Origin of the sequence: Protofrankia sp. CiP3 (assembly GCF_917627345.1) — a bacterium.
GTDB lineage: Bacteria > Actinomycetota > Actinomycetes > Frankiales > Frankiaceae > Protofrankia.
Genome location: NZ_CAKJTM010000008.1, coordinates 39,705 through 63,218, shown reverse-complemented (window position 1 = coordinate 63,218; position 23,514 = coordinate 39,705). Strand labels below are relative to the sequence as shown.

Genomic DNA, 23,514 nt, shown 5'->3' with positions numbered 1-23,514 from the left:
GGCCGGTCGAGTCGATCGGGTGCGGGTGGCGACGATGGTGCCCAGGCGCTGTTGCCCAGGCCCTCGGCATGTGCTGAGCCAGCTCATTCCCGAGCGGCCGAAATTTTGGCAACTATGCATCCAAACCGACGTCGACACCGTATCGATCATATTGATTATTGATACTGGGGAGACATGTGCCATCAGAATCAGCGGCTCTACCGAAAGGCAATGGCCAGGTGACTCTTGCGGACCAGGCCACGGCGGTGCGGAAGCCAGCGGCGGACAGCCGCGACATCGCCGGTGTGCTGGCGGTGTTCCAGACTCCCTTCGATGACGACGGCCGTATCGACAGGCGGACGATGGAGTCCCAGTTCGACTGGCTGTTCGCCAACGGAGCCGACGGCGTTGTCTTCGCCATGGTCTCCGAGGTGCTCCGGCTGTCGTCCGAGGAACGCGACGAGATGGCCGCGTTGACCTGCACGTTTGCCCGTCGGCATGGGGTCGCGGTGGTGAGCGTGGGCGCTGAGTCCACGGCGATGGCCGTCCGGCATGCCAAGCATGCGCAGGACGTCGGCGCGGACGCGGTGATGGCGACCCCGCCGGGGCTCTCCCGGGCGAGTGACGAGCAACTGGTGCGCTACTTCACCGCGATCGCCGAGGCCGTGACGGTGCCGCTGATCGTCCAGGACGCCAGCGGTTACGTCGGGGCGCCATTGTCGATCAACGTGCAGGCGCGGCTGCACAGGGAGCTCGGGGACCGGGCGATGTTCAAACCCGAGGCGCCGCCGATTGGTCCCCGGCTCAGCCGGTTGCTTGACGCGACCGGTGGGCGGGCCCGGGTCTTCGAGGGAACGGGTGGTCTCTACCTGATCGACAGCTTCCGCCGCGGCGTGGTTGGGACAATGCCGGCCGGGGATCTTGTCTGGGCGTTGGCCGCGCTGTGGCGAGCCCTGTGCGACGGCGACTTCCCGCGCGCGTACCGGATCGCCGGACCGCTCGCTCTGATCGTGTCATTGCAGAGCAACCTCGACAGTTTCGTCGCGGTCGAGAAGCACCTGCTGGTGCGGCAAGGGGTGTTCGGGTCAGCCGCCATGCGGGGGCCGGTCAGCGACATGATCGACGAGCCGATGCGCCAGGAGATCGACAGGCTGGTCGACCTGCTCCGGGAGACCGTTGACGATGCCTAGACAGGTGGCTGTCGTGACCGGCGCCGGTGGGGACATCGGCGCTGCCTGCGCCCAGCACCTGGCGCGCGGCCGTGACGTCGTGCTCTGCGTCGATCGGGACGAGACACGAGCCAGCGCCGTTGCCGATCTGATCATTTCTGGGGGAGGCGACGCCAGAGTGCTGCGCGCGGATGCCGGCGGCCCGGCCTTCGGCAGGGAGACCGCCGCAGCCGCCACTTCGTTGGGGACGGTCACCGCAGCCGTGCACGCGCTCGCGTACGAAGAGCACCGCGCGGCGGCCGCCCTCCCGGTGCAGAGCCTGGAGCGCAGCCTCGCAGTGGGCCCGGTAGCCGCCTTCGCCCTGTTCGGAGAACTTCTCGCCGCCGGTTGCCTGAAAGCCGGAGCGGCGTTGACCGCTATCGGATCCTTGCACGCGTCCCTGCCGTTCCCGCGGTGCCTGGGCTACAACGCCGCGCACGCCGCCCTTGCCCAGGTGATCAGGACGCTTGCGCACGAGTGGGCGCCGCACGGCATCCGGGTCAACGCCGTCGTGCCCGGCTGGATCCGGACCCGAGGCGAGGCCGGCCTGTACGGCGACGCATTTCTCGACCAGGTCGCCGGCCGTTTACCGTTCGGCCGGATGGGCACCCCCGACGACGTTGCCGCCGCGGTCGAGTTCCTGTCGTCGCCGCGCGCGGCGTACGTGTCCGGAGCCTTCCTGACGGTGGATGGCGCCTTGGCGGTCTCGCTCGCCGATCTCACCCGATTCGGCCCCGGGAACCAGGTCGGCGCCAGCGGTGAGGAATTCCCGTCCGCGGCTCCGGGATCTCGGCCGTCGGCGGCGCGGCACAACCACGATCGCATCGAATACGGCCCTCCAGGCGAGCTGAACTGAGGTGAGAATCGTCTGTGTTTTCGCCCATCAGGACGACGAGATGCGCTGTCTGGGAACTCTGCAGCGGTTCCGGGAGGCGGGGCATGAAATCTCCTTCGTCTGTGTGACCCAGGGTGACAAAGGGCTCGCCTTTGACCCGTCCGCCGACCGGGGCTTGGCCGCCTCCGTGCGGGATGCGGAGATGCGCTCGGTCGCGGCGAGCTTCGCGGCCGACTACCGCTGCCTCGGTCGGGAGGACGGTTTCCTCTATGACGATGCCGCGCTGCGCCGGGATCTCATCAGGACGCTCCGTGAACAGCGAGCCGAACTCGTCTTCACCCACTGGACGTCGGACTACAACAGTGACCATGTGGTCACCGCCCGCGCGGTGATCGATGCCGCTCTGTTCACCAGCCTGTCGTCCTTCGAACCGGCCTCGCCCCCACTCGAACGGGTGCCCCGGATCTTCCACGTGTACCCCGGGGACGGCTACGGATTCGAGGCGACGCACTTTGTCCAGCTCACGCCGGCGCACGTCACGGTGAAGGCCGAGCTGATCCGGCGGCATCGCAGCCAGATGGACGTCATGCGCCGGCTGCGCGGCCGCGACTACGCCGACGAGATCGCTGACGAGGACCGCCGCCAGGGCGCGCGGCTGATGGTGGCCCATGCGGAGGCGTTCCGTGCCTGCCTCGCGGAGCGGCGGATTCCCTGGCCGTCCGACCTGCCCAGCGCCATCCCCGACCAGGTCTGAGGCTGTGGCCACTCAGGGCCCGGCCGACTGAGAGCGCGTTTGAGACCGTCATTCCGGCTCACTGATCGAAAGCCCGGTCTCAAACACGCTCTGAGAACCGGAACAGGAGGCGGGAACGGATGAGGATCACCGAGGTGTCACCGGTGTTGTTGCGCGGCGATGAGTCATACGGTCCGCGGCCCGGTGCCGCGGAAGCAGTCGACCAGGGTGACTGGTTGTTGCTGGTTCGCGTCCGCACCGATGCCGGGCTGGAGGGATGGTCCGACGTCGAAACACTTGGGCCGGTCGCGGCACGAGTGCTGTCCGGCCCTGGCATGGGCGCGCTCGGATTCCGCGGTATCGCCGAAGAAACAGTCGGAAAGGACCCACTGGATATCGAGGGGATCTGGACGGATCTGTATCTCGCCACCGCCTACTACGGTCGCCGTGGTGTCGTCATGCATTGCATATCGGCGGTGGACAACTGCTTGTGGTCCATTCGCGCACAGGCCGCTGGCGTTCCGTTGTCGGAGGTACTCGGCGGGCGCCGCCGGGACCGTCTGCCGGCGTATGCCTCGACGCTGTTCCGGGCCACTCCCGACGAGAACCAGGCGGCGGCCGCCGGGTACGTGCGGATGGGATTCCGGGCGGTCAAGTTCGGTTGGGGCGGTTTCGGTATCGACCCGGGCCTGGACCGGGAGAACCTGGCCGCGATCCGCGAGGCCCTGGGACCAGAGCGCGCACTGATGGTGGATCCGGGCTGGTACGTCCATGACGGGGGCCGGCCCCGGGTCCGGACGTACGCACAGACCCGGGCGATGCTGGAGATTGTGGCCGACGTGCTGCCTTACTGGGTGGAGGACTTCGTCCATCCTGAATGCCCGGCCGACTACCACCAGGCCAAGCTGGAGTTCCCCACCCTGCGGTTCGCCGCGGGCGAGCAGCAGGCCACCGTCTGGGACTTCCGTCGGCTCATCCACGAAGGCGGCATCGACGTGCTGCAACCGGACCTGTCCCGATGCGGCGGGCTCACCGTCGCGAAGGCGGTCGCGGCAGAGGCGGAGCGGGCGGGCCGGGAGATCGTCACGCATTCCTGGCTCACCGACCTGCTACACGCCTACAGCCTTGCGTATCTCGCCACGCTGCACGATGCGCATTGGGTCGAGTTCAATGTCGCCCAGAGCGCGCTGAGCCGGGGGGTGGTCACCAGCCGGCTCAGTCTCGCCGCTGACGGCACAGTCGCGATTCCCGACGGTATCGGCCTTGGGATGGCGGTCGACCAGGAGTTCATCCGGTCGCGTCAGGTAGTGGTTTAGACCGTCGCGATTCCCGACGGTATCGGCCTTGGGATGGCGGTCGACCAGGAGTTCATCCGGTCGCGTCAGGTAGTGGTTTAGACCGTTACAGCTGGTCGGCATAGTCGGCGAGAATGTCGCCGAAGACACCGGCGTCGCCCTGGCGGTTCCAGTATGCGGTGGCGGCCTGCACCGCGGCCGCGCCGGCATGCAGGAAGTCGACGATGCCGCGTCCATCGGTCACCCCGCCCGCTCCGATGAGCTCGACCGTCTCGGGTAACAGGCGCCGCAGCTGCCGTATCTGGCCCAGCGCCACGGGCCTGAGAGCGGCGCCGCTGAGCCCGGCCAGCTCGACATCGATCACCGGCTCATTCGCGTCGGTCAGGGCGAGGGCGTTGGGGAAAGTGTTGACAGCGCAGACGAACCGCGGCCCGGATGGCTCGCGGGACAGCACCGTGATGAGCCCGGCCAGCTCGGCCAGCCCGGCCGGGTCCGAGAATGGGGAGATCTTGATGCCGAAGACCGGCGGTCGACGGTTGGCCGGGATGGTGTCGCCAACGGTGGCGAGCGCATGGGCGACCTGGCCGCAGACAGCCCTGGTCTGATCGTTGTCGAAGCAGGCGATACGTTTCTGCCGGCCGCCATCCCACACGTTCGGACAGGCCAGATTGAGTTCGATGAGGTCGGCGCCGGCCAATGCCACCGCATGCGCCGTGCGGGCGTATTCCGCGGCGTTGAATCCCGCGATGCTCACGATGAGCGGTTTACCGGCGCTGTGCGTGACCGCAAGCATGTCCGGCAGCCGCTCACGGTAGTATTCAAGCCCCGGATTCGGCAGACCCAGCGCGTTGAGCGAGAAGAAATCCCCGGTGTGGTAAACGTTGCCGCCGTTACCGGCACGGGCCTGTTCGGTGATGGAGCCGACGACGACCGCGGCCACAGCGGATCGGGCCAGCGTGCCGACCTCGTCGAGGCTCTTGCAGGTGCCCGCGGCGTTCATGAGCGGATGTTCAAGCTCGATCCCGCAGAGCGTGGCCATGCCACCAGTCTCCCGCGCCCGCCGCACGCCTGCCCGACCGCCCACTGTCGGGTGTTTACGGTAGTGAGAACGCTGCTTTGCGTTTCGGTGCACGGGTGCACGGCGAGTGTCTGTGCCTGTGCAGCGGGCGGGCGCAGTGGGCCGGCCTTCGAGCGGCCGGGGTCAGAACCGTACGGTTTCGATGTCCTCGCCGCCGTGCAGCGCTCGCCAGAGATCACCAACCGAGTTGTACTGCTGTCGCTTGGGCAAGGCCCGGAGCAGCTCGACGAGCTGCTCCGGGGCGTTGCGGCCGCGCAGGCCGTGCGCGAGCTGAGCCGCCCGAGCGGGGAAGTCGTGCCGATCGAACCAGCGGGCAAGGTCGGTTCGGGCCTGCGCGGCCGCGGCCGTGTTCGCTGCCGCGCCCTGATCGGCACCGGACGTCTCCGGTATGATCGCCACCTGGGGCTGATCCTCGCCTGGCGGTTCGGCGGAGCGCCATTCCTCGGTGCGCGTGTCCCTGCCCGCGCGGACGATCCCGTCCACCTCGTGGGCAAGGCTGTCATCCTTGACCGGGCCGTGTTTGGTGCTGCCACGCTGCATAGGCATCATCAACTCCTCGTCGTCGCCGCCGACCGGTCCACGCTGACCGGTCGACCGGCCGGCCGGTTCTGGTCCGCCCGGCTTCGCCGCACGCGCTGAACCGTCCGGATACTGATCAATGTTGCTGGCCGTGGCCGTGGCCGTGGCCGTGGCCACGGCCGGACCGGGCGGGGCCGGGCACGGGTGGTGGCAGATCAGGTCCTGGCAGGGGATCGGGGATGTCGGGCCCTGGCCCGTGCCCCGGCGTGTCGGGTGCCGGCCCGGGGCCGGGAATGTCGGGTCCGGGAACGGGCTCCGGAATGCCAGGCCCGGCCGCACCCCGAGCCGGCCCACCGCCGGGTGTCACGATCGTGGTCACGATGCGTCCTCCTTGCCGAGGCGACCGGAGGCCGGTCGCGTGGGTCGGTTGACTCCTGCCACCTTCCACCGGCACGGCACTCCGAATCGTCCAACCCGTAGCGGTCGAAATCCCGCCGATGCCGCGTCCCCCGTTGCCGGTCGCTCGTAGCGCCGGAGGAGTACTCGTAGCGCAGGAGGAGCAACCGAGGCGCCTGAAAAGACCGTCGGTAGGGGTGTGCCGAGCATCGCGGACGGGGATGCCCAGAAGGACGGGACGAGGCCGGCATTTTATGATCATGGTTTTTCTCGTCCAGGGGAGTCTGAGCCGGGCCCGGATGCCATCGGTCAACGGCACAGGATGCACCCGTATTGCAGGCATATGTCACCCACAACATGGCGGACTGGTCGTCGGCGGTCTCGAGGTGTGACGTTCGGGGCGCGGGCCGTGAGGTCCAGGCCGGGGAGGTGAGCGTCGATGACGGACGTACTCAGCGTTGTCAGCGCACCGGCGGTAACGGTGGAGCGGACCAGAACGATTCGGGAAGCGGCGCAGGAGATGGACCGCCACGGGGTGGGTGTGCTTCTCGTTACCGATAATGATCATTTGGTTGGAATTGTCACCGATCGTGACATCGTGCTGCGTGGTCTTGCTCGTGACGTTCCCGTGGAGACTTCCGTCGGCCAACTCATGACCACCGACGTCCTCAGCCTGTCCGTCGGCGTGGAGCTCGCGCGTGCCTATGAGGTGTTCCGGGAGCATGCGCTGCGTCGGCTCCCCGTCCTCGACGGTAATCAGATCATCGGTATTCTGTCCGTTGACGATCTGCTCATCCGGGATGCTCGGCGGATCGAGGATCTGATTCGACCGCTTGCCCAGGAGGTCATAGCCCGGCATCGCAGAACCCCGGTCGCGGGGATGGGCCAAGCCGTTCCTGCCGGTGACGGCGGCATCACCAGGTCTCGGCGGCTGATCCGGGCGCACCCGGGCGACACCTTGGTCATCCACGGGCGGACGCTGGGCAGGCCGGACCGCTTCGGTGAGATCATCGAAGTGCGGTCCCCATCCGGTGACCCGCCGTTCCTGGTCAGCTGGTCCGACTCGGAGCACGTCACCTTCACCTACCCCGGTCCCGACGCCGAGGTGCGTCCGCGCGCCGAGGAGGCCAGCAGCAGCGGCGGTCAGGCCGGTAGCGGTAACGGTGATGGCCGGAGGTGATGGTGGCGGAGCTGTTTGTCGACCGGCGATCGGCGGGGCGAGCCCTGGCTGACTCCTTGGCTGGCCACGCCGATCGGGGGGATGCCGTAGTCCTCGCCCTGCCCCGGGGGGGCGTGCCGGTCGCCTTCGAGGTCGCCCAGCGGTTGCGGGCGCCCATGGACGTCTTTCTCGTCCGCAAGCTCGGCGCGCCCGGGCACACCGAGCTCGCGATGGGAGCGCTGGCCACCGGTGGGACGTTGGTCCGCAACGACCAGGTGATCAGAGGCCTCGGCATCGGCGAGGAGATGATCGAGCAGGTGGCGGATGCCGAGCGCCGTGAGCTCGCCCGTCGGGAACACGTCTACCGCGACGGCCGGGCTCCCATCGACCTCACCGGTCGCGTCATCCTGCTGGTCGATGACGGGATGGCCACCGGAGCCACGATGCGCGCCGCGGTCGACGCGGTTCGCCGACGCCGGCCGGCGCGGGTGATCGTGGCTGTGCCGGTGGCCTCTGAGCGTGCCTGCCAGCAGATACGGCTCGTCGCGGACGGAGTCGTCTGCCTCAGCACGCCGTCGACCTTCTTTGCGGTCGGCCAGTATTACGCGGACTTTGCCCAGACAACGGACGACGAGGTCCGCGAGCTGCTCGGCCTGGCTGTGACGTAGCCCGTCCGCCGAGCCCGCCAGCGGCATGAGGACGTTGGCCCACGCCTTCCCCCACACCGCAGCTCGCCGTCAGTGCTGGGCGAACTGCGTCGACGTGGCCTGCACCACCGTCGGGCTGAGCGTGATCCCGGAGTTGATGATCTGCTGGCCGTAGATATCGGTCACGCGGATGCTGAACGGGCCCGCGCCCAGACCGTTCGGCGCGAGGAAGTAGTTGTACTGTTCCCGCGGCAGCGCCTGCCAGCTCCCGTTGACGCTGATCTCGAGCGAGACCACCGGGTTGCGGTGGTTGCGCGGTTGGATGGCCAGCCAGTAAGGGGACGACCCTTCCTTGATCCGGTACTGTATGCTGCCGATGTTCGCTGGGCTGATCAGCCGCCACGAGATCGGGACCCTGCCGGCCACCGGATCGGCGATCGTGGCGAACGCCTCCGGGCTGAAGTCGATGTCCCCCGGCTTGCACTCGGGGCACCGGTCGACGATTTTCACGACGACGGTGCCACGGGGGCCGGTGGCCTGGATATAGCCGCCGCACATCCGGGCGTTTTCGTAGTCGGCGTCGTTGAGCGCCGCGTATGAGTGGGACGCGTCCGTGCCCGCGTCCTCGTAGAGGCAGTTCCCCGCGCCGCTGAGCGAGTAGAACGTGCCGTAGCCGGTGTAGGTCACTCCCGGCCTGATCCGGCCGGGTGCCACCGTCGTCGTGGTCTGCTCCACGGGCTGCGCTGCCGGCCGGGTGGCAGCCGCCACCACCGATGGCCTCGGGGCCGGGCTGGTGGCGTAGGTCGAGGCTGTCGGTGACAGCTGGGCGGGAGCGGTCGCCGGTGCGGTCGAGGATGACGAGACCGGCGGCGTGCCTGGGCGGGCGGGCTCTACATCGCCTGGTGCCCCCGGCGCTGTCACGGACGCCGCGGCGCTCGGAAGCGGCTGGCCTGTGAGCTCGGTCGGCTGGCAGCTGGTGATGATGCTGAGCACAGCCGCGGTGCCGGCGAGCACGGCAACGACGGAATACCAGTGCAGCTGTACCGGTAGCGCGTGTGTCGGCCGGCGGTGGCGTGATGTGGACGTACCGGCAGGTGGTGACTGGGTCAAGACCCCTCCGTGGCCAAGGACGGGAATGATGACGCCCCGCCGCTGCGATCCCCACCCAGCGCTACGAACCTTAGCTGGGTGGATTCAGGCCAGTCCATACCGTTTACATCACTTCGTCGCCAGGAGTGTATCTGTTGCTTTTTTGTTGATTTTCCTTGATTGCGGTATCAGATCGATATCTGGCCGGCTCTATGCCGGCGGTGGTGCTGTCGGCGGCTGAGTCGACGTGGGGGAGGGTGCCGCGGCGATGACGGCTGGAGCGGTCGATGTTGATGCCGATGTTGATGCCGATGTTGATGCCGGGCCGGTGGATACGGTGGCCGGATTCGGTGCGCCGCTGGCCGGCGCCGGCGCCGGCGCCGGTGTGGGTGTGGGATTTGGTGTGGCTGCGGGCGCGGGCGACGGTGTGTTCTGCGTCTGTTGGTCGTTCAGGCGTCCGGCGATACTCGTCAGCCGGGTGCGCGCTTCGTCGCTGACCTGGGCAGATGTAGTGCTCCTGAGGCGGTCGAGAAAGGGCATGAGCGTTCCGGGGCCGGTGACGGTGGCGGGGATCAGCGCGCCCAACGCGTCGGCCGTGGCCTGCTCGACCTGGCCCGACTGGGTGTAGTCGGCGAGGCGGGCGCGCAGGCGCGCCGGGGTGGTGGTCCAGCCGACGAAATCCGCGGCGTTCAGGCCGCTGACGTCGAAGGCGGTGGCGGGCGGAGGCGTGCAGCCCGCGCCATCCGGTTCCGGGGTGACGGTGACAGTGACGGTGAGGGCACCATCCGCGCCGGCCTCGCCGATGGCCTGCCCGTCGAAGCGGGCGAGCTGTCGTGGCGCGGCGACTGTGGCGGTGTCGGCGGTGACGACCGTTCGGATACTTGTGATCGTCCACCTGTGGCTGTCGGACAGCTGTGCGTCGACGGCAGCGGTGACCGGAGCGGTACCCGTCGTGGTGAGAACTCCAGTGACGTCGAGGGCTTCGTAGCCGGCGACGGTGTCGTCGAGGTTGATCGGTGTCGCGGCCAGCGTGGCGGTCCCGACGGCGATCGCGGGGCAGGCTGCGGACGGTGTGGGTGTGGGTGTTCCGGGCGGTTGTGGCGCCTGCGTGACCATGATGGTCGGTGCGGGTGCCGGTGCACCGCTCGGCGTGGGTGCCGGTGCGCCGCTCGGGGTGAGCAGCGGGGCGGCTCCGCTGTCGTCGTAGCCATCCGTCCACGCCAGGACCGCCCGGACGTAGTCGTCCGACGGGTTGTACGCGAGGACCGCCGACTGGAGCTGTGCCGGGTTGGTCAGGTCGCGGTTGTACGCGCACAGGTAGCCCGCGGTGGCGAGGGCCGCGTCGTCGATGTTGTTCGGGTCCCGCGTGCCGTCGTTGTTCCCGTCCCGGCCGGATACCCGCCAGGTCGAGGGGATGAACTGCATGGGCCCGACGGCACGGTCGAAGAGCTTGTCACCGTCCCAGTCACCATCGTCGGTGTCCAGGATCAGAGCGCGTCCGTCGTTGCCGTCGAGGGGCAGCCCGATGATCGATGGGGCGATCGTGCCGTCGGTGCTGATGGCGTGGCCGGCGGCGTGCCCGGATTCGACCTTGCCGATCCCCGCGAGCAGCGGCCAGGTCAGATGGCAGCCGGGCCGCTCGCGCGCGGTCCGTTCGGCCGCCTTGTGGTAGGCCGTGAGCACCCGGTCCGGGATTCCCCTGTCGCCGGGACCGAGCGTCACGACCCCAGTGGCGCCGGTGGCCGCGGCCGTGGCCAGGGTGTGTGTGCTCGCCGCGGAGGCGGCGCCAGAGGTGCCGGAAGCAGCTGGGCCGGCACCCGCCGGCATCGCGAAACCGCCGCCGTCCGCCGGCTGCCGCGCCGGCCCCGCCGGTGGGCCCGCGGTGGAGTTCGCCTGCGAGGTGGCGGCGGAGCCGCTGATGAGAAGGAGGGTCGCGATCGCCACCACCGGCATCGCGAGTACCTGCACCCGGGGCCGCGCCGCCCGGGGGCGCGCTGATCGGGGCCGCGGGCCAGGGACGGTATTCGCGACGGCAGGCCGCCGATTCAGCCTGACCCGTAGCGGGCCCCGGCGCTGCTTGGTCACGGCAGGTCTTCACCTCATCGAATGGCTGGGTTCCACGAGCGGTTTGCGGTTTCGTCCGTCCAGGTACCGCAATCATCCACTGTGCCGGCAAGGACCGAAACGACGCGCGTCGCATCCCGCGGAAGCTCGGCCGGGAGCGAGGCGAATCACAATGAACTCTGGCACATGGGCTGGCCGTCGACCGCGCCAACGCCTGTCCTGGCCCAGGGCGGGCAGCAATCGTTGGGCTGGCGACCGTCGCCGGCCAGACCCTGTTTCACATTCGGCAATGTGTTGTGTGTCTATTGTTTGATAGAAAGATCCCAAAAATCTTGAAGATCTCATTGAGTCGAATCAGCGGATGCTGGCATCCTTGGCCGGTCCGATGGCACTCCGAAGCGTCCCGAGTTCGGCGGAGGCGCTGTTCTCCAGCGGGAAGGAGCCGGTGCGACGTCGTGCCCTCGGGATGCCTTCCCGCCAGCCCGCCCCGGCCTGTTCGCCGCCTCCGTGCCAGTACGCTGCTTCGGCGACGTCATCGGTCGGAAATGTGGGGGCGGGCCAGCTGGGACATATTCGTAACGCCGCTCCTGTCGCACGCGCGCCATGCCGGGGTGCCATCGTCGCCAGAGTGTCATCGTTGACCTGGCCGTGCCGCCAGCCATCCCACGACCCTTCCGGGTGGTGCGCGCCACCGGCGCGACACGGTGGGGCCAGCTGCCCCATAGTCGCGACACAGTGGGGCCAACTACCCCATAGTGTTGCTGGACATTGACGACCGAAGGGCTGAGCGTGGCGAAGAGTGCGCGGGGAGAACCCCTGATCGTCATGGCCGGCGTCGAGAAGTTCTTCGGCGCTTTTCAGGCGTTGCACGGGATCAACCTGACCGTGCACAGCGGCGAGGCGCTGGTCATCGTCGGTCCGTCCGGATCGGGTAAGTCGACGCTGTGCCGGTGCATCAACCGGTTGGAGACCATTGACGCTGGCCGGATAATGATCGACGGAGAGCTGTTGCCCGAGGAGGGCCGCGCGCTCGCGCGGCTCCGGGCCGAGGTGGGTATGGTTTTTCAATCGTTTAACTTATTCGCTCATAAGACCGCTCTGGAGAACGTCACTCTCGGGCCGACAAAAGTCAAGAGAATCCCGCGTGAGGCAGCCGAGCGCCAAGGCCGGGAACTACTCGATCGGGTGGGTGTCGGCGCCAAGGCCGGCAGTTATCCGGCACAGCTTTCCGGCGGGCAGCAGCAACGTGTCGCGATCGCCCGGGCGCTTGCTATGGAGCCGAAGGCGATTCTTTTTGACGAACCCACCTCAGCGCTTGATCCAGAGTACATCGCCGAGGTGCTCGACGTCATGGCGGGGCTCGCGCGCGACGGCATGACCATGGTGGTCGTCACGCACGAGATGGGGTTCGCGCGGCGGGCCGCGGACCGCATCGTATTTATGGCTGACGGTCGAATTCTCGAGGAGGGTGCTCCGGAAAGCTTTTTCGACAGCCCACGGACACAGCGGGCTCGCGACTTCCTGGCTCGTATTCTCACCAACTGACCCCGGCGTACCCGCCGGCATCGTCTCTTTCCCCGCCGGCCATCCCGGCCCCTTCTGTAGCTGACGTATCCCCACGGAGGACGACCATGCGGCTCCCACGCTTTCTGATCAGGCAGCATCAGCTCCGGCCGCGCCCACGTCGGCGACGGTTCGTGACGGTCACGCTCGCTGGCGCCGTCGTGCTCGCCATCAGCAGCTGCGGAAGCAGTGGCAGCACAACCGGCACACCTGCCAGCGCCCAGAGCAAACCAACCTTCCCGGCCAATACCACGATGGCGAGGCTCGCCGCGGCCGGGAAGGTCACTGTCGGTACCAAGTTCGACCAGCCCCTGTTCGGCCAGAAAGGCCTGGACGGCAAGATCGCCGGATTCGACGTGGAAATTGCAAAAATCATATCCGCCGGGCTGGGAATCAAGCAGGACGACATCACCTTCGTTGAGACGCCGTCAGCCCAGCGCGAGGGAGCGATTCAGCAGGGCAAGGTCGACTTCGTCGTCGCCACCTACACGATCAATGACAAGCGCAAGCAGCTTGTCAGCTTCGCCGGGCCGTACTACCAGGCCGGTCAGGACCTCATGGTGAAAAAAGACAACACCGCGATCACCGGGCCGGAATCGCTACGCGCCGCGAACGCGAAGGTCTGCTCCGTCTCCGGGTCGACGCCAGCCGAAAAAATCAAGGATTATGTCAGCGGGTCCAACATCGTGCTCTTCGATGTCTACTCCAAGTGCGCGGACGCGTTGCGTACCGGTCAGGTCGATGCCGTCACCACCGACAACGTCATCCTGCTGGGTCTTATCGATTCCAGTGGGGGTGCCTTCAAGCTCGTCGGCAAACCCTTCACCACCGAGCCCTACGGCATCGGCATCAAAAAGGGCGACGTCGCTTTCTGCCAGTTCATCGACTCGCAGCTGACCGCGGCGTCGGCGGACGGACGCTATGCCAGGGCCTGGGAATCCACCGCGGGCAAGGTCGCCAGGGCCACGCCGTCCCTACCGGCGCTCACCGCCTGTTCCTGATCTAGGATTAAGCACCGCACCCCGTCAGGACCTCTCCGGAACTGACATACCCCGGGAGCCGCCATGGGCGTCATCACCGACAACCTGGGCCTGTATGCCGATGGTCTGTTGGGAACATTGAAGATCTGTGCCTTGGTCGCCGTGGCGGCGCTGGTGCTCGGGATCGTGCTGGCGGGATTCCGGGTGTCGCCGCTGCCACCACTGCGCGCGGTGGGCACCGCCTATGTCACGTTGGTCCGCAACTGTCCTCTTACGATCGTCCTGTTCGCCTTCGCTTTCGGCCTGCCGGAGGTGGGTGTCAACGGCTCCTACTTCATATTCGGGGCCGCTGGGCTCACCATCTACACAGCCGCGTTTGTCTGCGAGGCGGTACGCAGCGGAATTGGTGCGGTTGACACAGGTCAGGCCGAGGCTGCCCGCTCGATCGGCCTGACCTTCAGCCAGTCGTTGCGGTTGGTGATTCTTCCGCAGGCGATCCGGGCGGTCATCCCCCCACTGGGCAATGTCGCGATCGCGATGGTGAAGAACTCCGCGATCGTCGGCGCGTTCGGGGTCGGTGGTGAGCTCTACAGCGTCGCTAACACACTGAACGGCGCGCGGGGCGAACCCGCGTTGCCGGTCTATGCCGGCGTCGTGCTCGGATATCTGATTATCATCATCCCTGCCGGTCTGCTTCTGTTGGCGGCGGAGAAACGGTTCAGGGTGGCCCGGTGAGCGGCTCGGTCCTCCACGACGTCCCGGGACCTCGCGGGCGTCGGCGTATAGCCATCGCCAGCGCCGTCGCCGCTCTTGCCCTGATCGGGCTCGGAGCGCTGGCCATACGTCGGCTGGCGGCGAACGGCCAGTTCAACAGCGGCAAATGGAGCCCGCTGTTCAACCCGGGCGACAAGGACTTCCCGGACGTGTGGCGCCTGCTCGGCGGCGGCCTGCTGCACACGTTGACAGCCGCCGCCCTGGCCGCGGTCTTCTCTCTGGTGTTCGGGGTCCTCATCGCGATGTCCAGGATCTCCGCCGCGCGGTGGTACCGCTGGGCTGTCGTCGGGGCGGTCGAACTGCTGCGCGGTGTCCCTGTGGTCATCGCGGTCTTTTTCGCCGCGCAGGTCCTGCCGGCCTACGGAGTCAAACTACCGCTGCTGTGGTACATCGTGATCGGTCTGACGGCCTACAATTCCGTGGTTATCTCCGAGATCGTCCGAGCGGGTGTCCTTGCGGTACCGAAGGGGCAGACGGAGGCCGCGTCGGCGCTGGGCCTGACCCGCGGCCAGACGCTGCGGGTCATTCTGCTCCCGCAGGCCTTCCGTTCGATGCTGCCAGCGTTGCTCAGTCAGCTTGTTGTGATTATCAAGGACACCTCGCTCGGGGCTTTCATCTCCTATGAGGAACTGCTGCGCCGTGGCCTGATCGCCGTCCAGACCCTGCACAACCCGATCCAGACCTATCTGCTCCTCGCCGGTATCTTCATCCTCATCAACTATCTGGTGACCAGACTGGCGATCTATCTGGAAGCGAGATTGTCCGGCCGGCGCTCGGGGCGGCCCGTGCCTGGTTAGAGTGTGTTTGAGATCGGGCTTTCGATCGGTGAGCCGGAATGACGATCTCAAATGGCGCTGTCGGCGTCCTGCTGGGCGAGCCAGGCCTGTTGCCGGTCGAAGTGCGTGCGGTCGCGCGCCACGAAGACGCCCTTGGCCGCGGCGAGCTCCGCGTTCGTGGCCGCCAGCCGCAGCTCACCGATCACGTACAGGCGCTGGCCCTCACGCCGGTCAAGCCAGGATGACGCCACCAGGTCACGGTCCACCGGCACCGGCCGGATAAAGGTGATTTCAAGGGCGGCGGTGACAGCCAGTATCCCCATGTGCATGGGGAGGTGGCCCAGCACCTCATCCATGATCCCGGCCGTCCACCCGCCGTGAGCGACGTTCGGGCCACCCTCGTGCTCGGCCGAACAGGTCACATGCGCCCGCAACACCCCGTCATCGCCGAGACGTTCGCGGACCATCCCCAGGCGGCAGTGTCCCTTGCGGGAACAGGCGCCACACAGCGCCACCTCACCGTCAGCCCTGGGCGGCAGCTGGAAGTCCGAGCCCGTCCAACGCGGTCCGTTGTCCCTCATCCGGCGAGTGCTCCGTGAGAGCGCCCGGCAACAGGGACGCGGCATCGCGGGGCTGGGGCACGCACCTCGCGGCATCGCTCCCCGCCCATCGCCGCGCGATGTGCGGGTACCCCGGCTCGTCGGTCGCTACTCACCACCAGGGTGACTTCCTCCGCCGTCTCGCGATCCATCCACCCCAACCCCATTCCTTGATCCATATCCCTGTCGCTGGGCGTTCCTACTGGCAACAGGTTGTTCCGCAGGCTTGTCGTGGTTGCGGGCATGCTTCATTTTAAATATAAAACATATAACCATTAGGCGCAGCTTCGTCGCAGGCCGGAACTCGGCGTTCACCATGGTCCGGCGGGAGCCGTGGCCTCACCGAGCGCATAACCAGACAGCGACAGGAGCCACCGATGTGGGGTTTTCAGACGGATCCCGAGTACCAGCAGCTCCTCGACTGGGCCGACGACTTCGTCCGTACAGAGGTCGAGCCCGTCGACCGGCTGGTCCGCCAGCCCTACGATCTCACTGACCCCATCCGCGCCGCGCTCATCCCACCGCTGCAGGAGAAGGTCCGCGCGCAGGGCCTGTGGGCCTGTCACCTCGGCCCGGAACTCGGTGGCCCCGGCTACGGCCAGCTCAAACTCGCCCTGCTCAACGAGATTCTCGGCCGTTCGCGCTGCGCGCCGAGCGTCTTCGGGTGCCAGGCCCCGGACTCGGGCAACAGCGAGATCCTCGCGCACTTCGGCACGGACGAACACAAGGCGAAATACCTCGAGCCGCTGCTGCGTAACGAGATCGTCTCGTGTTTCTCCATGACCGAGCCGCAGGGTGGCGCCGACCCGAAGGTCTTCCGGACCCGAGCGGTACTGGACGGCGACGAATGGGTGATCAATGGAGAGAAGTGGTTCTCCTCGAACGCCCGTTTCGCCTCCTTCCTGATCGTCGTCGCGGTGACCGATCCGGAAGCTTCCCCGTACCAGCAGCAGTCGATGTTCATCGTCCCCACGGACACGCCCGGTATCCGGTTCATCCGCCATGTCGAGCTCATCGATGAGGAGGCCGGTGGGGGCACCGAGGGCTATATCTCATATGAGAACGTGCGGGTACCCTGCGCGAATCTGCTCGGTGCGCGGGGCGGCGGTTTCGAGGTCGCGCAGGTCCGGCTCGGTGGCGGCCGTATTCACCACGCCATGCGCACCGTCGGCCTGGTGAAGTGGGCCTTCGACATGATGTGCGAGCGGGCGCTGTCCCGCTTCACCCAAGGTGAGGTCCTCGCGCGCAAGCAGCTGGTGCAGCAGGCTGTCGCCGACACCTGGATCCAGATCGAACAGTTCCGGCTGCTGGTCCTGCGGACCGCCTGGCTGATCGACGAATGCCAGGACTACCGGCAGGTCCGCGGTGACATCGCCGCCATCAAGGCGGTCATGCCGAAGGTGCTGCTCGATGTCACCTCCAGAGCCCTGCAACTGCACGGTTCGTTGGGCCTGACCAAGGAGATGCCGTTTTTCGACATGCTCGTCGCCGGTTACACCGTCGGCATCGCCGACGGCCCGACGGAGGTGCACAAGATCACTCTTGCCCGTGAGGTGCTCAAGCGGCACAAGCCGACAGACGGGCTCTTCCCGACCAGCCACCTGATCGCCCTTGAGGAGCAGGCCCGCGCGCGTTACGCCGACGTGCTGGCCAGCCTGTGACCGGGGAGCGGTCCGCCGTTACCGCCGCCGCGGACAGTGAGCTCATACTCTGCAATGTCTCGGTGGCGCCGTTGAGTTTCCGCGATGTCGTCACCGCGGCCTCGGCAGCGGGTTTCGACGGGATCTCGATCCTCGGCCGTTCGCTGCGCCGGGCCCGCACCCGCGAGGGGCTGTCCGACTCCGATATCAGGGCCATGTTGGCTGACAACGGCCTTGTGCTGACCGAGATAGAGGCGGTCGGTGACTGGCTCACGCCACCCCCTGTTGATCAACCAGCCTTTCTGGACCAAGTCCTCACCGAGGCCGAGTATCTCCAGGCGGGTGGGTCGCTGGGGGCGAAAACGCTGGTGGCGACCCACTTCGGGGATGCGGTCGAGCTGGATGAGGCCGCGGAGAAGTTCGCGGGCCTGTGTGACCGCGCCGCCGACCACGGGCTTGACGTCGCGCTGGAGGCGGTGGCCTGGGCGACGATCAGTGACATCGGGACGGCGTGGGAGATCGCACACCGTGCCGACCGGCGCAACGCCGGGATCCTCGTGGACGCCTGGCACCACAACCGAGGCCCCGGCGCCGGTGACGCGGACCTGCTACGCCGGATACCCGCCGACCGGGTGTTCGCGGTGCAGCTCAGCGATGCCGCCGTGACACCGGTGGGCCCGCCGCTCGAGGACGTCCAGCACCGGCTGCTGCCTGGCGCGGGCGGTTTCGACCTGGCCGGGCTCCTCGGCATCCTCGACGACGCTCGGGTGCGGGCACCGATCGGGGTCGAGGTCCTCAACGCCGAGATCCTCGCCCAGGGACCGGCCGTCGCTGGGCGGATCCTGATGGACGCGCTGCGCGCGACGCTGGACCGCGCACGGTTGTAGGCCCTTGCGGGGGTGGGACCCCGACGGCCGGGGGATGCCCAGCGCGATCGTCGAAAGCGCCGGACAGCCCCCGACCGGGGAGCTCCTGCCCAGGGAACGGCGGTGTTCGCCTGGGTCAGTCGCTGGAGGGAAGTGGTTTGGCCTCCTTGAGCAGCAGCGGGGCCAGCCCGTCGGCGATGCTGCCCGCTCCCGCCTTGGTGACGAGGAGTTCGATCTCATTGTCCTTGTCGGTGTAACGCTTGCCCAGCAAGGTCCCGCCGGCAAGTTCGGGTTTGAGGTCCAGGCCGTCGGCGGGGGCCTCCTTGGATCCGATCATCGGATGACCGCCGCAGGTCAGGTCGATCTCGCTGGAGCCGGGCCGGACCACGATCACTTCCGTGGCGCAGACCTGGCTCCGCAGCCGCAAACCTGTCTTGAGCCGCATTGCTGTGCTCACGTCCTCTCGTATGTCGTGGGACTGCCGATCTCGGCGACCAGCTGACGGCGCAGGAGCTTGCCGGTGGGCGTGTAGGGAAGGTCGTCGCGGAAGATGACCTCGTCGGGGGTGCGCGAGCCGCGAAGCCTGGCCCGAACCCAGGCGCGCAGGTCATCGGGCTCCGGCGTCGCATGCGCCTCTGGGACGACAACGGCCGTCAGGCGCTCACCCCATTCGATGTCGGGCAGGCCGATGACGGCGACCTCCTTCACCGCCGGGTGGTGGATCAGCACGTCCTCGATCTCGGCCGGCGCGATGTTCTCGCCCCCGCGGATGATGGTGTCGTCCGCCCTGCCCTCGATGAACAGGTATCCGCCGGTGTCGAGGCAGGCCCTGTCCCTGGTGGGAAACCAGCCGTCGGCGTCGAGGACGGATCCCAGCCCCAGGTACTCCCCGGAGATCTGGCCGCCGCGCACCCACAGCTCGCCGACTTCGCCGGGACCGGCGAGCGCGCCGGCCGAGTCGCGGATCTCGCCCTCCACCCCGGGAACGAAACAGCCCGCGGAGGACAGCCGGGCCGCCACCGCCGGGTCGGGCGACAGGAGTGCCGTACGATGATCATCTGGGCTGAGGATCGCGATCGTCGAACTCGTCTCGGTGAGCCCGTAGGCGTTGACAAAGCCGGCGCCCGGGAATGCGGCGAGTGCCTTCTCCAGGACCGGACGCGGCATCCGGGCACCACCGTAGGCGATCGAGCGCAGCGTCGGTGTCGCTGCCCGCGCACCGGCGAGCTCCTCGACGATGCGGGCCAGCATCGTCGGTACGACCATGGCACTGGTCACCTGCTCCTCGGCCACCAGGCGCAGCCAGGCGCCCGCGGAGAAATTCGGCAGGTAGACGAAACGGCGGCCGGAGTAGATGTTTGTCAGCACGGTCCCGACACCGGCGATGTGATACGGAGGAACGCTGGTCAGTGCAGCCTCGGCCGGCTCCGCGGAGCCGAACTCGACGGTCTGCAGGACGTAGGAGACGAGGTTGGAGTGCCGCAGCACAACCGCTTTCGGCTTGGACGTCGTCCCGCTGGTGAACAGCAGGACCGCCGGCGCGTCATCATCGACCTCCACCGGCTCGGACGGCTCCGCGAGCGCCGCGGTGGCCAGCCACTCCTCACTGCGGTGGACCTTCAGACCACTTCTGGCCACCACATCCTGGTAGGCCTCATCGCAGACGACGACCGGGCCGTGTAACTCGCCCAGCAGCCCGTCCAGCTGGTCTTCGCCGAGACGGTAGTTCAGCGGGACGAACGGCATCCCGGCCGTTGCCGCCGCGAACAGGACAGCGGGGAAGGCCGTGCTGTTGCCACCGAGGTACGCGACCCGCTCGGCGCCGGAGGAGCGCAGCAGCGTGGCACCGCCGGCTGACACCCGAACCAGGTGCTCGAACGTGATGCCGTCGCCGCGCCCTCCCAACGCCACCCGGTCACCGAAGGCCGTCGCGGCCATATCGAGCAACATCCCGATACTCATAGACCTTCGCCCCAAATCATATATACAAATAAGCTTTTACGGCATCATCGAGGGATCAACTCGCGGGTGGCGGTTGCCGAGGGGCCGGTCGGTGATCTTTTGCGATCTCGGCGCGCCCCTCGCTGGGCCTCGGTGTCCCCGCCTTCCGCCCGGTGGGCACGGTCCTCGCTGCCCAGGGCGCGGGTGGTCGCGCGCGACGGTGGGTGATCGGGTATGTGGATCGTGTGTCGCAAGGTCGCCTCCGGGGCGCGTCCACGGCCGTCCGCCCAGGTTGACGGCGCCCCGTTGTCATCCGGTCGGCGCGTTGTCTGGGAGTCCGGCCGGCGGAGCCGATGGAGCTCTTCCGGTCGGGGTTCCGGAATCCAGGGTCTGGCTCACCGAAACATATAACCTAATTAACGCATCCTAGTGCAAGAGGCTGGCTCTGTCGCGGGGCTGGCCCTGGATGTCGACCCCGGAGGGTGCGCGGTGGTGGCGGTAGCGGTAGCGGTGGTGGTCGGCGCCCGCGGCGGTGTGGCGGGTCCTGTCGGGAGGTGGTCGCCGTGATGGCATGGTCGCTGGCCTGCGATCAGGACTACTAGTATGCTAATTAGACTGAATGGCTCGTACGGTCGCGAGGATGGATGCGAGGAGACTCCGATGGTAGGGCTCGACTTTGGCCTGTTTGACTGCGATACGCACTGCTACGAGACCAGGGATGCCTTCACGAGGTACCTCCCGGCGGAGTGGTCCGAGCACGCGGTCCGGCCGATCAGATTCGAGGGCGGCGTGGAAAAGATCATGGCTGCGGACCGGGTCGCGACCTTCAATTCGGAACAGGGCCTCGGCTTCGACCTGGCTTACCGGCCGGGATCCCTCAAGGAGATGCTGCGCCAGATGGCGTCCGGTAACCCGGACGAGACCTACGAGCCCGAGCCCATGCGTCCGGAGTACCTCGACCGCGACGTGCGCCTGAAACTGATGGACACCCAGGGGGTGGACCGGGCCGTCGTCTTCCCGTCCGCGATGGCCCTGTCGGTCGAGAACTACGTGAAGAACGTGCCCGCGGCCTACGCCAATGTGCACGCTTTCAACCGCTGGTTCGAGGAGAACTGGGGCTTCGCGTACAAGGACCGCATCTACGGCCCGGCGCTGCTGTCACTGCGCGACCTGGACCTCGCTGTCGCGGAGCTGGACGACGTCCTCGCCCGGGGCGCCAGGGTCGTGCTGCTGCCGACCGGCCCGGTGAACGGCCGCTCGCCCGGTGACCCCTACTTCGACCCGATCTGGGCCCGCCTCAACGAGGCCGGCGTGACCGTCGCCTTCCACATCATGGAGAACTGGTACAACGAGCACATCGCACCCGCCTGGGGCTATGATGCCTTCCCCGCGGCATGGCATATGTCGGCGTGGCAGTGGAACAACCTCTATGGCGAGCGGCCCATCGAGGACACGTTGTCGGCACTGATCTACGACAACATCTTCGGACGCTTCCCCAACCTGATGGTGCTCGTCGCCGAGTTCGGGGCTTCGTGGGTACCGCATTTCATCGAGCACATGGACAAGAGCCGGGGGATGGGCCGCAACGGGCCGTGGATCGGCGGGCGTCTCACCGAGCGTCCCAGCACGATTTTCCAGCGTCACATCCGGGTCGCTCCCTATCCGGAGGACAACGTCGCCAAGATTGTCAGAGATCTTCCGGATGTTGACTGCCTGGTCATGGGTTCGGACTTCCCGCACGCGGAAGGGCTGGCCGACCCCGCCGACTTCGCCCAGCTGGTCACGTCACTCACACCGGAGCAGCAGCGCAAGATCCTGCGTGGCAACGCGGAGAAGCTCTTCGAGAAGGCGTGACCGCCGGGGAAACCGGCCACCCGGCCACGGCAACCGGGCACGTCGGTCCGGATTCCGTCAGGATTGATCATAGTCGTTCCGTTGCGGGAGGGCCGACCGGCGGGCGGCTGCCGTACGGAGACGTCTTCTCGGGTCCCCGTACCCGGCTTGACACGCCGTCGCCGTGGGCCGGTCTGCCCATGGCGAGGCGCCAGGGGATCCGCATCGACGCCATCCGGCATGCCTTCCGCCAGCGGGAAGACCCACCTCGCGTACCGCAACGGCCGGGTATCCGGGCGGCGGCAGTCCTGCTGACGCTGTTCGAGGAGGCGGGTGAAACCCGTGTCGTCCTGATCGAGCGTTCCAGCGCGGTCAGGACCCACCGGGGCGAGATCGCCTTCCCCGGTGGGGTGTGCGACGCGGGTGAGGCACCGCGCCAGGCGGCGTTGCGGGAGTCCTGGGAGGAGATCGGCCTCGCGCCCACAGGCGTCGACCTGCTCGGTGAGCTGGGCGGGCACACCGCTGAGCTGACGAGGTTCCAGATCACCCCGGTGGTGGGAGCGCTCGCGGCCCGGCCGGTCCCACGCGTCAACCACAGCGAGGTCGAGGATGTCTTCGACGTCGCGCTCGCCGGGCTGATGGCGGACGGCGTGTACCGTGAGGAACGGTGGACCGGTCCGCGCGGCGACTTCGTGGTTCCTTTTTTTGATCTTTCGAGAGGCAGCGTCTGGGGCGTGACGGCTTCGATGCTCCTCGAGCTCATCATGGTCGTGACCGCCAGCGTCCGCCTGCGGGATCAGGTTCCGCCGCCCGCCGGAGCGACCGCGCCGTGAGCCCATCCGAAGAGACTGTCGGTCTGCTGGAGGGAATCGCCACCACCAGGGCCATCCGCCGGTTCCGCCCGGAGCCGGTCAGTGAGGACGCGCTCGCCACCATGTTGTTCGCGGCATCCCGCGCGCCCAGCGGTTCGAACCGCCAGCCCTTCCGCTTCCTTGTGCTGCGTGACGGCCCGCGCGCGCTGGCGGCCCGAGCCCTGATCGGCCGGGGAGCCCGGGAGCAGTGGACGAGAAAGGTTGTCTCAGACGGTTACGACCGCGGCAGCGGTACGCGTCCTGACACGCCGAAGGCGCGGATGGCCGCGGCCATGGCGCATTTCGTGGAGACCTTCGAAAGCGTGCCGGTCATCGTGCTTCCATGCCTGGTCCGTTACCGCGAGCCGAACCCGGCAGAAGGCGGGTCGATCTACCCGGCCTGCCAGAACCTGCTGCTGGCCGCGCGAGCGCTGGGCTATGGCGGCGTGCTCACCGGCTGGCACCGGCTCGTGGAGCCGGACCTCCGCCGGTTGTTGGAGATCCCCGACGGGGTTTTCATCGCCGGGACGATTGCGCTCGGCCGGCCGCAGGGGCGGCACGGCCCTGTTCGCCGCCAACCGCTGCGGGACATGGTCTTCGAGGACGGCTGGGGCGAGACGACAACCTGGGCGGTCGACCCGCCCGGCACCCGGCACACCGATGCTGGCCCGCCAACGCACCCGTAGCGG

At 67.7% G+C, this 23,514-nt stretch carries 23 protein-coding genes; 15 read left to right on the top strand and 8 right to left on the bottom strand.

Translation table 11 applies throughout. The features are described from left to right. Positions 1 to 218 precede the first annotated feature (218 nt). The 4 genes from MJ797_RS04890 (at position 219) to MJ797_RS04875 (ending at position 4,071) form a co-directional block, all read left to right on the top strand. A complete protein-coding gene (locus tag MJ797_RS04890; RefSeq protein WP_239332251.1) occupies positions 219 to 1,169 on the top strand; it encodes a dihydrodipicolinate synthase family protein in 951 nt (316 codons plus the stop codon). Between the two features lie 13 nt (positions 1,170 to 1,182). Continuing rightward, positions 1,183 to 2,043: an SDR family NAD(P)-dependent oxidoreductase gene (locus MJ797_RS04885; protein ID WP_239332249.1), complete on the top strand. Its 861-nt coding sequence runs from the start codon at positions 1,183 to 1,185 to the stop codon at positions 2,041 to 2,043. Position 2,044: 1 nt separating this feature from the next. Continuing rightward, positions 2,045 to 2,776, top strand: coding sequence for a PIG-L deacetylase family protein (locus MJ797_RS04880; protein WP_239332247.1), 732 nt, complete (start codon positions 2,045 to 2,047; stop codon positions 2,774 to 2,776). 119 nt (positions 2,777 to 2,895) lie between these two features. Beyond that, positions 2,896 to 4,071 carry a mandelate racemase/muconate lactonizing enzyme family protein gene (locus MJ797_RS04875; protein WP_239332245.1) on the top strand — a complete coding sequence of 392 codons (1,176 nt, stop codon included), beginning with the start codon at positions 2,896 to 2,898 and terminating at the stop codon, positions 4,069 to 4,071. A gap of 85 nt (positions 4,072 to 4,156) precedes the next feature. Here MJ797_RS04875 and MJ797_RS04870 read toward each other — a convergent pair whose 3' ends face one another. From MJ797_RS04870 to MJ797_RS04860, 3 genes are all read right to left on the bottom strand, one after another. After that, positions 4,157 to 5,089 carry a dihydroorotate dehydrogenase gene (locus MJ797_RS04870; RefSeq protein ID WP_239332243.1) on the bottom strand — a complete coding sequence of 311 codons (933 nt, stop codon included), beginning with the start codon at positions 5,087 to 5,089 and terminating at the stop codon, positions 4,157 to 4,159. Between the two features lie 162 nt (positions 5,090 to 5,251). Beyond that, the gene (locus tag MJ797_RS04865; RefSeq protein WP_239332241.1) at positions 5,252 to 5,674 is read right to left on the bottom strand and encodes a DUF2795 domain-containing protein; all 423 of its coding nucleotides are present in this window, start codon (positions 5,672 to 5,674) and stop codon (positions 5,252 to 5,254) included. Between the two features lie 109 nt (positions 5,675 to 5,783). Continuing rightward, a complete protein-coding gene (locus MJ797_RS04860; protein WP_239332239.1) occupies positions 5,784 to 6,026 on the bottom strand; it encodes a hypothetical protein in 243 nt (80 codons plus the stop codon). A gap of 456 nt (positions 6,027 to 6,482) precedes the next feature. Between MJ797_RS04860 and MJ797_RS04855 the strand changes: the two genes are divergently transcribed. Both MJ797_RS04855 and MJ797_RS04850 read left to right on the top strand, forming a co-directional pair. Further along, on the top strand, positions 6,483 to 7,223 hold the full coding sequence (locus tag MJ797_RS04855; protein ID WP_239332237.1) for a DUF1918 domain-containing protein: 741 nt from the start codon (positions 6,483 to 6,485) through the stop codon (positions 7,221 to 7,223). Continuing rightward, entirely contained in the window at positions 7,223 to 7,870 is a 648-nt protein-coding gene (locus tag MJ797_RS04850; protein ID WP_239332235.1) for a phosphoribosyltransferase, read from the top strand. The genes MJ797_RS04855 and MJ797_RS04850 overlap by 1 nt, the downstream gene beginning before the upstream one ends. Positions 7,871 to 7,939: 69 nt before the next feature. Here the strand turns inward: MJ797_RS04850 and MJ797_RS04845 are convergent, their stop codons facing one another. Then, the gene (locus MJ797_RS04845; protein WP_239332233.1) at positions 7,940 to 8,959 is read right to left on the bottom strand and encodes an expansin EXLX1 family cellulose-binding protein; all 1,020 of its coding nucleotides are present in this window, start codon (positions 8,957 to 8,959) and stop codon (positions 7,940 to 7,942) included. 189 nt (positions 8,960 to 9,148) lie between these two features. Then, positions 9,149 to 10,891 carry a lytic transglycosylase domain-containing protein gene (locus MJ797_RS04840; RefSeq protein WP_239332231.1) on the bottom strand — a complete coding sequence of 581 codons (1,743 nt, stop codon included), beginning with the start codon at positions 10,889 to 10,891 and terminating at the stop codon, positions 9,149 to 9,151. 936 nt (positions 10,892 to 11,827) lie between these two features. Between MJ797_RS04840 and MJ797_RS04835 the strand changes: the two genes are divergently transcribed. The 4 genes from MJ797_RS04835 to MJ797_RS04820 all read left to right on the top strand — a co-directional run bounded on the left by MJ797_RS04835 (position 11,828) and on the right by MJ797_RS04820 (position 15,116). Beyond that, positions 11,828 to 12,547, top strand: a complete 720-nt coding sequence (locus tag MJ797_RS04835; protein ID WP_305039684.1) for an amino acid ABC transporter ATP-binding protein — start codon at positions 11,828 to 11,830, stop codon at positions 12,545 to 12,547. Positions 12,548 to 12,633: 86 nt separating this feature from the next. Continuing rightward, the gene (locus MJ797_RS04830) at positions 12,634 to 13,566 is read left to right on the top strand and encodes a glutamate ABC transporter substrate-binding protein (RefSeq protein WP_239332229.1); all 933 of its coding nucleotides are present in this window, start codon (positions 12,634 to 12,636) and stop codon (positions 13,564 to 13,566) included. A 63-nt stretch (positions 13,567 to 13,629) separates the two neighbouring features. Then, positions 13,630 to 14,280: an amino acid ABC transporter permease gene (locus MJ797_RS04825; RefSeq protein WP_239332227.1), complete on the top strand. Its 651-nt coding sequence runs from the start codon at positions 13,630 to 13,632 to the stop codon at positions 14,278 to 14,280. Continuing rightward, positions 14,277 to 15,116: an amino acid ABC transporter permease gene (locus tag MJ797_RS04820; protein WP_239332225.1), complete on the top strand. Its 840-nt coding sequence runs from the start codon at positions 14,277 to 14,279 to the stop codon at positions 15,114 to 15,116. Before MJ797_RS04825 ends, MJ797_RS04820 begins: the two co-directional genes overlap by 4 nt. A gap of 47 nt (positions 15,117 to 15,163) precedes the next feature. Here MJ797_RS04820 and MJ797_RS04815 read toward each other — a convergent pair whose 3' ends face one another. Then, positions 15,164 to 15,676 carry a PaaI family thioesterase gene (locus MJ797_RS04815; RefSeq protein ID WP_239332223.1) on the bottom strand — a complete coding sequence of 171 codons (513 nt, stop codon included), beginning with the start codon at positions 15,674 to 15,676 and terminating at the stop codon, positions 15,164 to 15,166. A 395-nt stretch (positions 15,677 to 16,071) separates the two neighbouring features. Between MJ797_RS04815 and MJ797_RS04810 the strand changes: the two genes are divergently transcribed. Together MJ797_RS04810 and MJ797_RS04805 are read left to right on the top strand one after the other, a co-directional pair. Further along, complete coding sequence (locus MJ797_RS04810; RefSeq protein WP_239332221.1) at positions 16,072 to 17,355, top strand: acyl-CoA dehydrogenase family protein; 1,284 nt, start codon at positions 16,072 to 16,074, stop codon at positions 17,353 to 17,355. Then, positions 17,352 to 18,221, top strand: a complete 870-nt coding sequence (locus MJ797_RS04805) for a sugar phosphate isomerase/epimerase (protein ID WP_239332219.1) — start codon at positions 17,352 to 17,354, stop codon at positions 18,219 to 18,221. The genes MJ797_RS04810 and MJ797_RS04805 overlap by 4 nt, the downstream gene beginning before the upstream one ends. A 115-nt stretch (positions 18,222 to 18,336) precedes the next feature. Here the strand turns inward: MJ797_RS04805 and MJ797_RS04800 are convergent, their stop codons facing one another. Both MJ797_RS04800 and MJ797_RS04795 read right to left on the bottom strand, forming a co-directional pair. Then, the gene (locus tag MJ797_RS04800) at positions 18,337 to 18,645 is read right to left on the bottom strand and encodes a hypothetical protein (RefSeq protein ID WP_374581467.1); all 309 of its coding nucleotides are present in this window, start codon (positions 18,643 to 18,645) and stop codon (positions 18,337 to 18,339) included. A gap of 8 nt (positions 18,646 to 18,653) precedes the next feature. Further along, positions 18,654 to 20,162: a class I adenylate-forming enzyme family protein gene (locus MJ797_RS04795; protein WP_239332215.1), complete on the bottom strand. Its 1,509-nt coding sequence runs from the start codon at positions 20,160 to 20,162 to the stop codon at positions 18,654 to 18,656. A gap of 639 nt (positions 20,163 to 20,801) precedes the next feature. On the opposite strand from MJ797_RS04795, the gene MJ797_RS04790 reads away from it, so the two are divergent. Genes MJ797_RS04790 through MJ797_RS04780 form a run of 3 tightly spaced genes read left to right on the top strand, consistent with a single transcriptional unit; the run spans position 20,802 to position 23,511 of the window. Further along, the gene (locus MJ797_RS04790; protein WP_239332213.1) at positions 20,802 to 21,995 is read left to right on the top strand and encodes an amidohydrolase family protein; all 1,194 of its coding nucleotides are present in this window, start codon (positions 20,802 to 20,804) and stop codon (positions 21,993 to 21,995) included. After that, entirely contained in the window at positions 21,992 to 22,807 is an 816-nt protein-coding gene (locus MJ797_RS04785; RefSeq protein WP_239332211.1) for a CoA pyrophosphatase, read from the top strand. Before MJ797_RS04790 ends, MJ797_RS04785 begins: the two co-directional genes overlap by 4 nt. Continuing rightward, positions 22,804 to 23,511, top strand: a complete 708-nt coding sequence (locus MJ797_RS04780; RefSeq protein ID WP_239332209.1) for a nitroreductase family protein — start codon at positions 22,804 to 22,806, stop codon at positions 23,509 to 23,511. Before MJ797_RS04785 ends, MJ797_RS04780 begins: the two co-directional genes overlap by 4 nt. Positions 23,512 to 23,514 lie beyond the last annotated feature (3 nt).

What these genes read in the sequence shown, in the direction of transcription:
- MJ797_RS04875 (WP_239332245.1), top strand. Translation starts at nt 2,896, where the DNA reads ATGAGGATCACCGAGGTGTCACCGGTGTTGTTGCGCGGCGATGAGTCA.
- MJ797_RS04855 (WP_239332237.1), top strand. Translation starts at nt 6,483, where the DNA reads ATGACGGACGTACTCAGCGTTGTCAGCGCACCGGCGGTAACGGTGGAG.
- MJ797_RS04795 (WP_239332215.1), bottom strand. Translation starts at nt 20,162, where the DNA reads ATGAGTATCGGGATGTTGCTCGATATGGCCGCGACGGCCTTCGGTGAC.
- MJ797_RS04800 (WP_374581467.1), bottom strand. Translation starts at nt 18,645, where the DNA reads ATGCGGCTCAAGACAGGTTTGCGGCTGCGGAGCCAGGTCTGCGCCACG.
- MJ797_RS04850 (WP_239332235.1), top strand. Translation starts at nt 7,223, where the DNA reads ATGGTGGCGGAGCTGTTTGTCGACCGGCGATCGGCGGGGCGAGCCCTG.
- MJ797_RS04840 (WP_239332231.1), bottom strand. Translation starts at nt 10,891, where the DNA reads ATGCCGGTGGTGGCGATCGCGACCCTCCTTCTCATCAGCGGCTCCGCC.
- MJ797_RS04870 (WP_239332243.1), bottom strand. Translation starts at nt 5,089, where the DNA reads ATGGCCACGCTCTGCGGGATCGAGCTTGAACATCCGCTCATGAACGCC.
- MJ797_RS04830 (WP_239332229.1), top strand. Translation starts at nt 12,634, where the DNA reads ATGCGGCTCCCACGCTTTCTGATCAGGCAGCATCAGCTCCGGCCGCGC.
- MJ797_RS04815 (WP_239332223.1), bottom strand. Translation starts at nt 15,676, where the DNA reads ATGAGGGACAACGGACCGCGTTGGACGGGCTCGGACTTCCAGCTGCCG.
- MJ797_RS04790 (WP_239332213.1), top strand. Translation starts at nt 20,802, where the DNA reads ATGGTAGGGCTCGACTTTGGCCTGTTTGACTGCGATACGCACTGCTAC.
- MJ797_RS04865 (WP_239332241.1), bottom strand. Translation starts at nt 5,674, where the DNA reads ATGCCTATGCAGCGTGGCAGCACCAAACACGGCCCGGTCAAGGATGAC.
- MJ797_RS04835 (WP_305039684.1), top strand. Translation starts at nt 11,828, where the DNA reads ATGGCCGGCGTCGAGAAGTTCTTCGGCGCTTTTCAGGCGTTGCACGGG.
- MJ797_RS04810 (WP_239332221.1), top strand. Translation starts at nt 16,072, where the DNA reads ATGTGGGGTTTTCAGACGGATCCCGAGTACCAGCAGCTCCTCGACTGG.
- MJ797_RS04825 (WP_239332227.1), top strand. Translation starts at nt 13,630, where the DNA reads ATGGGCGTCATCACCGACAACCTGGGCCTGTATGCCGATGGTCTGTTG.